This window comes from Pseudomonas zhanjiangensis (assembly GCF_041027545.1).
Classification (GTDB): domain Bacteria; phylum Pseudomonadota; class Gammaproteobacteria; order Pseudomonadales; family Pseudomonadaceae; genus Aquipseudomonas; species Aquipseudomonas zhanjiangensis.
This window is the reverse complement of record NZ_JBFTEG010000006.1, coordinates 213,350-225,659: the sequence shown is the minus strand read 5'-3', so window position 1 is coordinate 225,659 and position 12,310 is coordinate 213,350. Positions and strand designations below refer to the sequence as shown.

Below are 12,310 nucleotides of genomic sequence, written 5' to 3'. Positions count from 1 at the left end.
GTGAAACGATTCATCGCCGATGGTAGTGTGGGGTCTCCCCATGTGAGAGTAGGTCATCGTCAAGCTTCTAAAACCAAACCCCCCAGCCGCTAACGCAGCTGGGGGGTTTGTCTTTGCGCGGGAAAAATGACTTCAAAGGCAGGGCAGGTGTAGCGGTCCTTAACAGCCCGACCGTGGGCTGTCCGCTAGCTTGCTGTTCTAGAATAGAGGCATCTCTGCGAGAACCCGTGTATGCCTGAACTGACCGAGCCCGTAGCGCTGTCCGAGTTGCCGATCGAGCAGCTGATTGCCTGCCACGAGTGTGACTTGCTGATGCGCAAGACACCTGTCGGCGATGGCGAGCAAGCGGAGTGCCCTCGTTGTGGTTACGAGCTCTATAGCCATCGTCATCAGGTTATTCGTCGCAGTCTGGCGTTGGTGTTGGCCGCTCTGTTGCTTTATGTGCCGGCCAATTTTCTGCCGATCATGCAGCTCAACCTGTTGGGGCAGACTGCCGTCGACACGCTGTGGGGGGCGGTAATCGGCCTCTATGGCAGTGGCATGCAGGGGGTGGCGGCGGTGGTCTTTCTCTGCAGCATGGCCATTCCGTTGCTCAAATTGCTCTGTCAGTTGTTGGTACTGTTGAGCATTCGCCTGGATATAGGCCGCGCCTATGGGCTGCTGCTCTATCGCATCTATCACCACTTGCGCGACTGGGGCATGCTTGAGGTTTACCTGATGGGTATTCTGGTCGCCATCGTCAAACTGGTGGAGCTGGCGGACCTCAACATCGGGCTGGGATTGTTCTGTTTCATCGCTTTGTTGTTAATCCAGGTCTGGCTCGAGGTCACCATGGCGCCCCATCAGATCTGGCAGGCGCTCTCGGGAGAGGACGTGCATGCGGGCGATTGATGCCGGACTGCTGATCTGCCACGAGTGCCATCAGCTCAATCCTCTGGATCCTTCCTTAGCGAGGCAATACTGCTCGCGTTGTGGGGGCGTGGTGCATGCGCGACGGCCCAACAGCCTGGCGCGGACCTGGGCGCTGTTGCTGACCGCAACGGTGCTTTATATACCCGCGAATCTGCTGCCGATCATGACGGTCAATTCGCTGGGTAAAGGCCAGTCCGATACCATCATGTCCGGTGTGTTGGAATTGGTGCACCTGGGCATGCTGCCGATAGCGGCGGTGGTGTTCATCGCCAGCATCCTGGTGCCGACGTTCAAGCTGGTGGGCATCGCCTTGCTCCTGTATTCGATTCAGCGTCACCAGCCCATGTCGGCCCGCCAGCGAATCCTGGTGTTCCGCTTCATCGAGTGGATTGGCCGCTGGTCCATGTTGGATATCTTCGTCATCGCCATTCTGGTGGCGGTAGTCAATTTCGGAAGCCTGGCCAGTATCGAGCCGGGGCTGGGGGCGATGGCATTTGCCAGCGTGGTGATTCTGACCATGCTGGCTGCACTGACCTTCGACCCCAGATTGATTTGGGACAACACGGAGTCGCATTTCGACCATGAGTGAATTGCCATCGGCAAGAGTTCGTCCGGCGTCCAACTGGTCGGCAATCTGGGTGCTACCCCTGCTTGCCCTGCTGATAGGCGGCTGGCTGGGCTGGCGTGCCTACAGTCAGGCCGGGGTCGAGATTCAGGTCATCTTCAAGAGTGGCGAAGGGATCCAGGCCGGCAAGACCGAGGTGATCTACAAAGGCATGTCGATCGGCAAGGTCAAGGCACTGGCGCTGGATAGCAGCGAAGAGCAGCGCGGGGTGGTGGCGACCGTGGAAATCAGCAAGGACATGCAGGAGAGCCTGCGTGCCGGGACGCGCTTCTGGCTGGTCAAGCCGAGTGTCAGCCTGGCCGGCATTACCGGTCTCGAGACCCTGGTCTCGGGCAACTACATCACCCTCAGTCCGGGCGAAGGCGAGCCGAGTCGTCGCTTCACTGCCCTGGCCGAGGCTCCGCCGTTGTCGGATTCCGAGCCTGGACTGCACCTGACCCTCAAGGCCGATCGCCTGGGCTCGCTGGGTAGGGACAGCCCGGTGTTCTACAAGCAGGTCCAGGTGGGGCGAGTTAAGAGCTACGCTTTGGCCGAGGACCAGAGTACGGTCGAGATCAAGATCTTCATCAACCCGCTCTATGCCCATCTGGTGCGTAAACATACGCGCTTCTGGAATGCCAGCGGCATCACGATCAATGCCGGCCTGTCCGGTTTCAAGCTGCGCAGCGAGTCGCTCGCCAGCATAGTCGCCGGAGGGATTGCCTTTGCGACGCCCGAGCATCGCAAGGATAGCCCGCCGACCGACCCGAGCCTGCCGTTTCGGCTCTACGAGGATTTCGACGCCGCCCAGGCGGGGATCAGGATTCTGGTCAAGTTCAGCGATTTCGAGGGGCTCGAGGCGGGGCGTACCCCGGTGCTGTTCAATGGCATCCAGGTCGGCAGTCTCAAGGCCCTGAAGGTCAGCGAGGATCTGATGGCGGCCACCGCCGAAGTGACGCTCGACCCGCGCACCGAGGATTATCTGGTCGAAGGTGCCGAGTTCTGGGTGGTCAAACCGTCGATCTCGCTGGCCGGCATCACCGGCCTGGAGGCCTTGGTCAAGGGCAACTACATCGCCGTGCGCCCGGGCGAGAAGGGCGCGACGCCCAGGCGCGAGTTTGAGGCGCGGGCCAAGGCACCGCCGCTGGATCTCGCGGCGCCAGGCTTGCACCTGGTGCTGTCGAGCGACAGTCGGGGCTCATTGGAGGTCGGCAACCCGATCCTCTACCGCCAGGTAAAGGTGGGCTCGGTGCAGAGCGTGCAATTGTCGCGTGACAGCCAGCGAGTGACTTTCGGCGTGCATATCGAGCCGGAGTACGCCCACCTGGTCAACAGCAGCACACGCTTCTGGAACGCCAGCGGCATCACCCTGAAGGGCGGCCTGTCCGGTGTCGAGGTGAAGAGCGAATCGTTGCAGACCCTGCTGGCCGGCGGTATCGCCTTCGAGACCGCCGACCTGAAGGCCCCGGTGATGGCCACGCGGGTGCCGCGCTTCGCCCTCTATGACAGTCGCGATAGCGCTCTGCAGGGCGGTCAGGCGATCAGCATCCGCCTGCAACGTGGCGATGGCCTGAGCCCGGGGACGGCGATTCGCTACAAGGGCCTGGACGTCGGCAAGGTCGACTCCATCGAGCTCAGCGATGACCTGCAGGCCGTGATCCTGCAGGCGCGAATCACTCAGGCCGCGAAGCAGATCGCCCGTGCCGGCACGCAGTTCTGGGTGGTCAAGCCCGAGCTGAGCCTGACCGAGGTCACCAATCTGGACACCCTGGTCGGCGGCCACTACCTGGAGGTGCTGCCGGCGGACAAGCCGGGCGGCAAACAGACCGCGTTTATCGCCCTGTCCGAGCCGCCGAATCCGGCGCTGCGCGAGCCTGGCCTGGCCCTGGTGCTCAGCGCGGCGCGGCGCAGCTCGCTGAAGCCCGGGGTGCCGGTGACCTATCGCGAGGTGCCGGTGGGCAAGGTGGTCGGCTTCGAACTGGGGCCCACGGCCGACCGGGTACTCATCCATATCCTCATCGAGCCGCGTTACGCCGGGCTGGTGCATACCGGCAGCCGTTTCTGGAATACCACCGGCATCGGCGTCGAGGCCGGGCTGTTCAAGGGCGTAAAGGTGCGCAGCGAGTCGCTAGAGACCATCATCGCCGGCGGGGTCGCCTTCGCCACCCCGGAACAGGAGCAGATGGGCATGCAGGCCAGGCCCGGGCAGACCTTCGCCCTGTTCGACGACCCGCAGGATGAGTGGTTGCAGTGGGCACCGAAGGTCGCCTTGCCGAAATAGAAGCGATTGAAACGACAAGGGCCGCAACTGCGGCCCTTGTCGCGTCCGGCGGCCGAGTCAGGCCGGTTCTGCGCTGACCTCCTGTCGCACATTCTCGGTCTTGGCCGGCTCACGGGGGCGGATAAACTTCCAGTCCGCCTCGTCGATATAGATGCCGTTCGGGCCGCTGCCGCCCTCCAGGTCGATGGCCACGTGGGCGGAGACCTGCGGCTTGACCGAGGCGAGGATGGGCACGAAGCCCAGCTGCAGACTGGTTTCGATCAGCGCCTGCTGATTGCGCTCGTCGATGTCCGCGGCCTCGTCGAGGTAGTAGGGCAGGCGCACCCGACCGGCCTGTTCGCGGTCCATCAGGTGCAGCAGCAGGTACATGTTGGTCAGCGCCTTGATGGTCATGGTGGTGCCGTTGGAAGCCGCACCGTCGATGTCGGTGTGGATCACCGGCGCGCCGCCGACCTTGGTGATCTCGAAGGCCAGCTCGAACAAGTCCTTCAGGCCCAGCTGGTTGTGGTTGGCCGCCACCAGGCGGGCCAGGTACTCCTTGGCCTGCTCGTTCCTGGCGTCCTGCTCGCCGCCCTGCTGCAGGTCGAATACCGACAGGGTCTCGCCTTGCTCGTACTGGCCGGCGCTGTGGATGATCTGGTCGATGTGCTTGAGCGCTTCCTTGTTCGGCGCCAGGACGATGCGGAAACTCTCCAGGTTGGACACCTGGCGCTTGTTGATCTCGCGGTTGAACAGCGCCAACTGGTGTTCCAGGTTGTCGTAGTCGCTGCGAATGTTGCGTAGGGTCCGGGCGATATCCGTGACCGCCGCGCGGCGGGCCTTGGCCAGGGTCAGAGCCTCGTCCTGGCGGTGCGCGTAGGCGTTGATCAGCAGTTGCAGGCGACGCTCGACATCGTCTTCGCTGTCGAACTTGGCCACGCCCTTGAGGCGCACCTGAGCGTACAGCGCCTCGATCTGGCCGTCGACCCGCTGCAGGCCCTGCCAGGCGTCCTGATAGTCGTTTAGCAGCGGCAGCAGGTTGTCCAGCGAATCGTCTACCGGGTCGGTGAAGGGGGTGCCGAACGGCAGGTCGGCCGGCAGCAGCTGGCGGCGGCGCAGGGCGTCTTCCAGGGTGCGCTCCTTGGCCTCCAGGTCGGCGAGCTGGCGACCGACCAGTTGCAGCTTGGCGGACAGTTGCTGGACCCGCTCGGTAAAGGCGTCGCTGGTACGCTTGAGCTCGTCCTGGGCGGCCTCCAGCTGCGCCAGTTGCTCCAGCTTGGCGTCTTCCTCGGCGGCCAGGGTCTGGCTGCGGCGGAAGTCTTCCAGGGCCTTCTGCGCATCGAGTACCGCCTGGTACAGCTGCTCGGCCTGGGCCTTGCTCGCCGCGCGGTCGGCGGCGACCGCCTGCTGTGTCTTGAGCTGCTTGTATTCGCGCTCGAGGCGATCCTTCTGGTCGCGCAGGGCGGCGCGGTCGGCCAGCGCCTGCAGCGCCGGCGGCTCGATGTGCGAGAGGTCGATGGACAGCCCGGGGGCCTCGAAGCGTTCGCCCTTGAAGCCGTCCAGCACCGCCTCCAGGGATTTGACCCAGGCTTCGCCGTCGTCCAGGGCGATGCCTTTTTCACCCAGTGGCAGGCTGAACAGCTGGCCGTTGAACAGGCGCATCAGGCGATCGACATCCTGCTGGCTGAACTCCTCGCGCAGCCTGGCGTAGCTGTTGTTGTCAGCGTGGTCGAGCTGCTGCTTGACCGACTTCAAGCGTTTTTCCAGGTCGCGCAGGCGCTCGTCCAGGTCTTCGCTGGAAAACTGCCGCGACTGGGCCAGGGCGCCTGCCAGTTCGTCGTGGGCATCCTTGGCGGCGAGCAACTGGGCTTCCAGGACCTGGGCGTCGCTGACCAGGGCGAAGCGGTTCTTCAGCACCGCCAGCTCGCCGAGCCAGCGCTGGACCTCGCTGATCTCGCGCTCCAGACGCATCAGTTCCTGGGTGCCGCCGCGCTGCTCCTGCTGCAGGCCGTCCTGCTCGGCGCGGTAGTGTTCGGCCTGGATCACCAGTTCCTCGCGGCGCGCACCCGCGTAGTCCTGCCAGGTGCCGAGCAGCGAGTCGAGCAACGGCGAGATGCGGTGCAATTTGCCGCGCAATTGTTCGCGCTGGGCCACGCCGGCGGCCAGCGCCTCGATCAGAGGGCCGGCGCCAACCAGCGCCTGGTAGTCCTGCTCCATGCGCCGCACGTCGCGGAAGGCTTCCTCGGTGGCGGCGATGTAGTCGACGCTGCCCGAGCGCAGGCTGTGCTCGAAGGCGTCGAGGAACAGCTGCTTCAGTTTCGCAGCGGTAATCTCGCGCATATGCAGCAGGTTGATGAACAGCGCGCGGAAGGTCTTCAGGCTCTGCTCGCTGGTCGAGCGCAGCGGAATCAGCGTCAGGTCCAGGGGAATGCTGGTGTGCCCGCCAACCAGCAGGCGGCGCAGCTCGTCCGGCTTGAGCTCGAAGGCCTTGATGCCGGCGCGCTCGAGGTTGTTGAACAGCTCGCGCTGGCGCAGGCAGGTGCCGCCCTGCTGGTAATGCTCCAGGTCCAGTTCGCCCTGATAGGCGAAGAACTGGTGGCCGAAGCCGCCGCCCGGGCCGCGCCCGGCTACGCCGATCACATGGGGGCCGTGGGGCAGGGCGACTTCCACCAGGATGTAGCTGGTGTCCGTGGCGAAGTAGAACTTGCGCGACTGCTCCAGGCTGTACTTGCCGAAGCTCATGTCCGACATGCGCGCCAGGATCGGGAACTGCAGTGCGTTGATCGAGGCGGATTTGCCCAGGTTGTTGGCGCCGTATACCGACAGCGGGTTCTCCAGCGGGAACAGGCCGAGGCTGTAGCCGGCGGTATTCAGCAGGGCGAAGCGGCGAATGCCGTAGCGTTCCTGGCTCATGCTTCGCTCTCCTGCAGTGCGCGTTCTTCGGCCATGGCGCGGGCCAGGGCGTCTTCTTCGGATTCTTCGGCGTTGTCCATGCTGTCGATGGCGATGATCGCCTCGCCACTGTCATCGTCGATCAGCAGCGGTGCCGGCAGCGACAGTTCGCTGCTGTGCAGGCTGGCGGCCAGGTCGCGGTCGTGCTGCACCGACAGGCAGACGTCGAGGAAACGGTGCATCGGCGGCAGGAAGCGGTACACGCCGTTGCTGTCCTCGGCGAAGCCGAGCTGGGTCAGGCGGCGGATGATCTTGTCTTCCAGCTCTTCCTGGGTGGTGACCTCGGCCTGCAGGAACAGGTCGCGGTACTTGTCCAGCAGCGCCGGCAATTCATCGCGGCCGACGCTGCCGCCGTCCAGCACGGCCAGCGGGTCGCGGCCCTGATCGGCCAGGTGTTCGACCAGGATGAAGGTGAACAACGCCAGGCGCTGGGCGGTCTTGTTGACCTGGGCGCCCATCTGCTCGGGAACGAAGTAGTAGAAGCCGCGCGGGTCGCACACCAGCTCGAAGCCGAGCGCCTTGAACAGCGCGCGGTACTGGTCCTGCTGGCTGGACAACTGGGCGTAGCATTCCGGTTCGCTGCGCGACAGGTGGTAGCCCTTGAACAGCTCGCGGAAGATCGCCGAGAGCTGGGTCATTTCTTTCAAATCGATATTCATGCGGAGGTCATTCCTGGCGCAGGCTTGATCAGGGCATAGGAGCTCAGGTTGAGCTGGTGTTCGCGGGTCAGGTAGTCGCGGCGCTCCAGGCGCTCACGCTGGAAGCGCGTTTCGCGCGACAGCCTTGAGAACCAGTAGAGCAGCTCGTCGGTGGCGCCTTCTGGCTCCTGCTCCAGCAGCCAGAGCATCAGGTCGGGCAGCGGCAGGGCCTGCTCGCAGCGCTCGATCATCTCGCGGGCGGTGCGCGGCGCGCGTGGGGCATCGCCCTTGCGCTTGCCGCTGGCCTTGGGGAAGTGCGCCGGCTTGGCTTCGAACCGGGCCAGGGCGTAGACGTAGGCCTCGACCTGGGCGGCGCTGCCGAGGAAGGTGCTCTGTGGCCGGGTGAATAGCGGCAGCGCCGCCTGCGGCACGGCGTCCAGGCCCTTCTTGCGGATCACCGACAGGGCCAGGGCGGCGCCACGGGTCACCGCGTTGTGCCGGCGCGCTTCCTCGCGCAGCGGCAGCAACAGCTCGCGGGCCTTGCGCAGGGTCAGCTGGGCGGTGGTCTGCATCTCCAGGATGCGCGCATGGGTGCGTAGCAGCAGGTCGTCGTCGACCAGCTGGCCGAGCCGCTGCTGCTCGCCGAGCAGGCGCAGCAGCACGTGCTCGACGCGGTACACGCCCTGCTCGAAGGCGCCATCGGCGGCGACCAGCTGGATCATCGGTTCGACGTATTCGTCCCAGGTCGCCAGCACCTCGGCATAGCGCTGGCGCAACGGGATCTGCCGGTCGCTGGTCTTGGCCCGCTCGGCCACGGCGATCAGCGCCTGCTCGTCGTTGCCGAGCTTCTTCAGCACATCGCGCACGCGCATGTCGAGCAGGCGCAACTGACGCGCCAGGTCGGCCGCGTCGCGCACCTCGAAGGCATCCTGGATATAGCCGGCCAGGCGCTCGAGGTGGCGCAGGTAGGCCTCGATCTCCAGGCACAGACCCAGGCGGTGCTCGCGCCGCAGGTAGGCGAGGAAGTCATGGATCTGTGCGTTCAGCTCGAAGCGGTTGGGGCTCTTGGCCACCGGTACCAGGATATCCAGGCGAATCCACTGGTCGAGCAGGGCGGTGATGTCCACCGGCGTGCTGTCCGGCAGCTGCGCCGTCAGCTGGTTGCGCAGCTCGACCAGGCTCAGGGTGCCGGCGTCGAAGCGCTCGCAGAGCGGCTCGAGCAGGGTCCAGTGTTCGGCGAGGGCGCGCAGTACGCGTTTGGGGTCGATCATCGCAAGGCCGGTCGCTCAATCGGAAAAAACGCCGATTGTACTGCATCGGCCGGCCTGCGCCTGAACGCGAACCGATCGAAGGCTGCGGTCCTGCCGAAGTGACCCAATGCGGCAGTTTAGGACCCCTTGGGCGGGGCCGCGAGCAAGGACCGGGCCCGCAGCCTGGCGCCCGTGCTCGACGCGGGCTGGCATGCTTTCTGCGAGAGGGTCTTCACCGCATTGCACGCACGCCGGGTCAAAGCCATGTCCTCCACCCTTGCCGCTCACATCGATGATCACTGGCGTCCGTTGCTCGGGCAGCGCGAGCTGGCCTGGGAACTCGATGCGATCTGCGACCGCAGCGAGGCGCTGGCATTTCTGCGCCGCTTCGAGAATCGCCTGTGCATCTATTCGGTCTTTGCGCGCAAGCTCTACAGTCGCTACAGCCTGGTGATTCCACCCAGCGATCATGGCGATATCACCATACTGCCGGACGAGCAGGCCTGGCAGAGTACTTACGGCGACATCCCGGCACAGGCCGTGGAGCCGACCGGTGCGCATATCCTGCCCGGCGAAGCCCTCGGGCATAGCGGTCTCTACCTCAAGGTTGCCAGCGAAAACCGCCTGGTGGCGTCCCGCGAACTGCCCTTCCATGAAGGCCTCCAGCTGCTGCTGCGGCGCTGCCAGAGTCGGGGCGAGCCCTTCCTGCCAGTGCTGATCAAGGAGGAACTGCGCACGTTCGAGGGGCGCATGCCTTCGCTGCACCTGCACCGGATCATCCCCGCGCGTTTGGGGCGGCAGGCCCTGCTCGACATCGACGCCTTGCAGGCAATGCTTGCCGAGCAATTGCTGGGCCTGTTCCGCCGCGCCTGAAACCCAGGCCGCAGGGCCTGGCCATCAAATGGACATCTGTCCCTGCCATGCTTGAGCCATGGACGCCGGCACCGGGTCAGGCGGTCGCATCTGCGCTTGAGAGCGAGTCAGATCGGGGGGCGGATCGGCGCCGATGGTGCGTCAATGCGCCGCCAACGGTCGAATGTTGGTTAAAATTTCCGCAATACTCTTTCGATATGCGCCGGTTGTCGGCACAATTCGCCTCCACTTTTTGGGGAGGGGTCAGCTTGGCTGATTTCCTGCCGGCAGAACGGGCACGGGTACACAGATGATCAAGACGCCGTACTACCTCATCGACAAACAGAAGCTGCTGGGCAACCTCGAGAAGATCGCCTACGTGCGCGAGCAGTCCGGCGCCAAGGCGTTGCTTGCGCTCAAGTGCTTCGCCACCTGGTCGGTGTTCGACCTGATGCAGCAGTACATGGATGGCACGACCTCGTCGTCCCTCTATGAACTGAAGCTCGGCCGGCAGAAGTTCGCCGGCGAGACCCATGCCTACAGCGTGGCCTGGGCCGACGATGAAATCGACGAGATGCTGGCCAACTGCGACAAGATCATCTTCAACTCGATCGGCCAGCTCGAGCGTTACGCCGACGCCTCCGCGAGCAAGGTTCGCGGCCTGCGCGTGAATCCGCAGGTGAGCAGCTCCGACTATCTGCTGGCCGATCCGGCGCGTCCGTTCAGCCGCCTGGGCGAATGGGACCCGGAGAAGATCGCCGGGGTGATCGAGAAGATCAGCGGCTTCATGTTCCACAACAACTGCGAGAACGCCAGCTTCGAGCTGTTCGACCAGATGCTCACCACCATCGAGGAGCGCTTCGGTCATCTGCTGCACCAGGTCGAGTGGGTCAGCCTGGGCGGCGGCATTCATTTCACCGGCGAAGGCTACCCGCTGGACAAGTTCTGCGCGCGCCTCAAGGCGTTTGCCGAGACCTATGGCGTGCAGGTCTACCTGGAGCCGGGAGAGGCCGCGATCACCCTGAGCGCCTCCCTGGAAGTCACGGTGCTCGACACCCTGTACAACGGCAAGAACCTGGCCGTGGTCGACAGCTCGATCGAGGCGCACATGCTCGACCTGTTGATCTACCGGCTCAACGCCAAGATGGCGCCCTGCGACGGCGAGCACACCTATATGGTGTGCGGCAAATCCTGCCTGGCCGGCGACATCTTCGGTGAGTACCAATTCGATCGTCCGCTGGCCATCGGCGATCGGCTGTCGTTTATCGACGCGGCAGGCTACACCATGGTCAAGAAGAACTGGTTCAACGGCCTGAAGATGCCGGCCATTGTGGTGAAACAACTCGACGGCAGCGTCGAGGTGGTTCGTGAGTTTGGCTTTAACGATTACCTGTCCAGCCTCTCCTGAGGCCGCAGTACAAGGGGGTGAAACAATTGAAGAAGAACGTTCTTATCATTGGTGCAGGAGGTGTCGCCAAGGTGGTGGCCCATAAGTGCGCGCAGCACAACGACGAACTCGGTCGTATTGCTATCGCGTCGCGCAACATCTCCAAATGCCAGGCCATCATCGACAGCGTCCAGGCCAAGGGCAGCCTCAAGCAGCCCGCCGAAATCAAGGCCTTCGCGCTGAACGCCCTGGACGTCGAAGCGACCAAGTCCCTGATCCGCGAAACCGAATCGCAGATCGTCATCAACGTCGGCTCCGCCTTTCTCAACATGTCGGTGCTGCGCGCCTGCATGGACACCGGCGCGGCCTACCTGGACACCGCTATCCACGAAGAACCGGGCAAGATCTGCGAGACGCCGCCCTGGTACGGCAACTACGAGTGGAAGCACCTGGCCGAATGCCAGGAAAAGGGCGTGACCGCCATCCTCGGCGTCGGCTTCGACCCGGGCGTGGTCAATGCCTATGCTGCCCTGGCGCAGCAAAAGTACTTCGACAAGATCGAGTCGATCGACATCCTCGACGTCAACGCCGGTTCCCACGGCAAGTACTTCGCCACCAATTTCGACCCGGAAATCAATTTCCGCGAATTCACCGGACAGGTATGGAGCTGGCAGAACGGCCAGTGGACCAGCAACCGCATGTTCGAGGTCAAGCGTACCGACGACCTGCCGGTGGTCGGTGAGCAGAACCTCTACCTGACCGGCCACGACGAAGTGCACTCGCTGTCCAAGCACCTGGACGTGCCCAACGTGCGCTTCTGGATGAGCTTCGGCGAACACTACATCAACGTGTTCACCGTGCTGAAGAACCTCGGCCTGCTCTCCGAGCAACCGGTGAAGACCGCCGAGGGCCTGGAAGTGGTGCCACTCAAGGTGGTCAAGGCCGTGCTGCCGGACCCGGCCTCACTGGCCCCGGGCTACAGCGGCAAGACCTGCATCGGTGACCTGGTCAAGGGCAGCAAGGACGGCAAGCCCGCCGAGCTGTTTATCTACAACGTCGCCGACCACGCCGACGCCTATGCCGAGACCGACAGCCAGGGCATTTCCTACACCGCTGGCGTACCGCCGGTCGCCGCCGCCCTGCTGGTCGCCCGTGGCGACTGGGACGTGCAGCACATGGCCAACGTCGAGCAGCTGCCGGCCGAGCCGTTCCTCAAGCTGCTGGACGTGATGGGCCTGCCGACCCGGATCAAGGACGCCAACGGCGACCGCCCCTGGGACCAAGCCCTCTGATCGGCTGCGCGTCGGCCAGGCGTTGTTGAAAGTGCGCTCGGACTGCTCATTTACAGTCGTAAACTCCGCGTCCTTACGCACTTTCGCCTAGCCTGCCTCTAGCTCGCTCGATCAGCCCAACGCCCGCCATTTTGGCGGGCGTTTTCGTTTACGCGAGATGGCC

General features: G+C 64.2%; 9 protein-coding genes. 6 read left to right on the top strand and 3 right to left on the bottom strand.

The window, feature by feature from the left end:
• Positions 1 to 231 precede the first annotated feature (231 nt).
• Genes AB5S05_RS10345 through AB5S05_RS10335 form a run of 3 tightly spaced genes read left to right on the top strand, consistent with a single transcriptional unit; the run spans position 232 to position 3,797 of the window.
• Entirely contained in the window at positions 232 to 891 is a 660-nt protein-coding gene (locus AB5S05_RS10345) for a paraquat-inducible protein A (RefSeq protein WP_369287429.1), read from the top strand.
• The gene (locus tag AB5S05_RS10340) at positions 878 to 1,501 is read left to right on the top strand and encodes a paraquat-inducible protein A (protein WP_369287428.1); all 624 of its coding nucleotides are present in this window, start codon (positions 878 to 880) and stop codon (positions 1,499 to 1,501) included. The genes AB5S05_RS10345 and AB5S05_RS10340 overlap by 14 nt, the downstream gene beginning before the upstream one ends.
• Positions 1,494 to 3,797: a PqiB family protein gene (locus tag AB5S05_RS10335; protein ID WP_369287427.1), complete on the top strand. Its 2,304-nt coding sequence runs from the start codon at positions 1,494 to 1,496 to the stop codon at positions 3,795 to 3,797. The genes AB5S05_RS10340 and AB5S05_RS10335 overlap by 8 nt, the downstream gene beginning before the upstream one ends.
• A gap of 57 nt (positions 3,798 to 3,854) precedes the next feature.
• Here the strand turns inward: AB5S05_RS10335 and mksF are convergent, their stop codons facing one another.
• Genes mksF through mksB form a run of 3 tightly spaced genes read right to left on the bottom strand, consistent with a single transcriptional unit; the run spans position 3,855 to position 8,637 of the window.
• Positions 3,855 to 6,689: an Mks condensin complex protein MksF gene (gene mksF / locus AB5S05_RS10330; protein ID WP_369287426.1), complete on the bottom strand. Its 2,835-nt coding sequence runs from the start codon at positions 6,687 to 6,689 to the stop codon at positions 3,855 to 3,857.
• Positions 6,686 to 7,387, bottom strand: a complete 702-nt coding sequence (gene mksE, locus AB5S05_RS10325; protein WP_369287425.1) for an Mks condensin complex protein MksE — start codon at positions 7,385 to 7,387, stop codon at positions 6,686 to 6,688. The genes mksF and mksE overlap by 4 nt, the downstream gene beginning before the upstream one ends.
• Positions 7,384 to 8,637, bottom strand: a complete 1,254-nt coding sequence (gene mksB, locus AB5S05_RS10320) for an Mks condensin complex protein MksB (RefSeq protein WP_369287424.1) — start codon at positions 8,635 to 8,637, stop codon at positions 7,384 to 7,386. Before mksB ends, mksE begins: the two co-directional genes overlap by 4 nt.
• 243 nt (positions 8,638 to 8,880) lie before the next feature.
• On the opposite strand from mksB, the gene AB5S05_RS10315 reads away from it, so the two are divergent.
• The 3 genes from AB5S05_RS10315 (at position 8,881) to AB5S05_RS10305 (ending at position 12,147) form a co-directional block, all read left to right on the top strand.
• Positions 8,881 to 9,489 (top strand): hypothetical protein, encoded by a 609-nt coding sequence (locus AB5S05_RS10315; protein ID WP_369287423.1) that lies wholly within the window; start codon positions 8,881 to 8,883, stop codon positions 9,487 to 9,489.
• A gap of 289 nt (positions 9,490 to 9,778) precedes the next feature.
• Complete coding sequence (locus AB5S05_RS10310) at positions 9,779 to 10,876, top strand: carboxynorspermidine decarboxylase (RefSeq protein ID WP_369287422.1); 1,098 nt, start codon at positions 9,779 to 9,781, stop codon at positions 10,874 to 10,876.
• Positions 10,877 to 10,902: 26 nt separating this feature from the next.
• Positions 10,903 to 12,147: a saccharopine dehydrogenase family protein gene (locus AB5S05_RS10305; RefSeq protein ID WP_369287421.1), complete on the top strand. Its 1,245-nt coding sequence runs from the start codon at positions 10,903 to 10,905 to the stop codon at positions 12,145 to 12,147.
• Positions 12,148 to 12,310 lie beyond the last annotated feature (163 nt).

Bases quoted from the DNA above. Each gene is read 5' to 3' on its own strand.
- AB5S05_RS10345 (WP_369287429.1), top strand. From the start codon at position 232: ATGCCTGAACTGACCGAGCCCGTAGCGCTGTCCGAGTTGCCGATCGAG.
- AB5S05_RS10340 (WP_369287428.1), top strand. From the start codon at position 878: ATGCGGGCGATTGATGCCGGACTGCTGATCTGCCACGAGTGCCATCAG.
- AB5S05_RS10335 (WP_369287427.1), top strand. From the start codon at position 1,494: ATGAGTGAATTGCCATCGGCAAGAGTTCGTCCGGCGTCCAACTGGTCG.
- mksF (WP_369287426.1), bottom strand. From the start codon at position 6,689: ATGAGCCAGGAACGCTACGGCATTCGCCGCTTCGCCCTGCTGAATACC.
- mksE (WP_369287425.1), bottom strand. From the start codon at position 7,387: ATGAATATCGATTTGAAAGAAATGACCCAGCTCTCGGCGATCTTCCGC.
- mksB (WP_369287424.1), bottom strand. From the start codon at position 8,637: ATGATCGACCCCAAACGCGTACTGCGCGCCCTCGCCGAACACTGGACC.
- AB5S05_RS10315 (WP_369287423.1), top strand. From the start codon at position 8,881: ATGTCCTCCACCCTTGCCGCTCACATCGATGATCACTGGCGTCCGTTG.
- AB5S05_RS10310 (WP_369287422.1), top strand. From the start codon at position 9,779: ATGATCAAGACGCCGTACTACCTCATCGACAAACAGAAGCTGCTGGGC.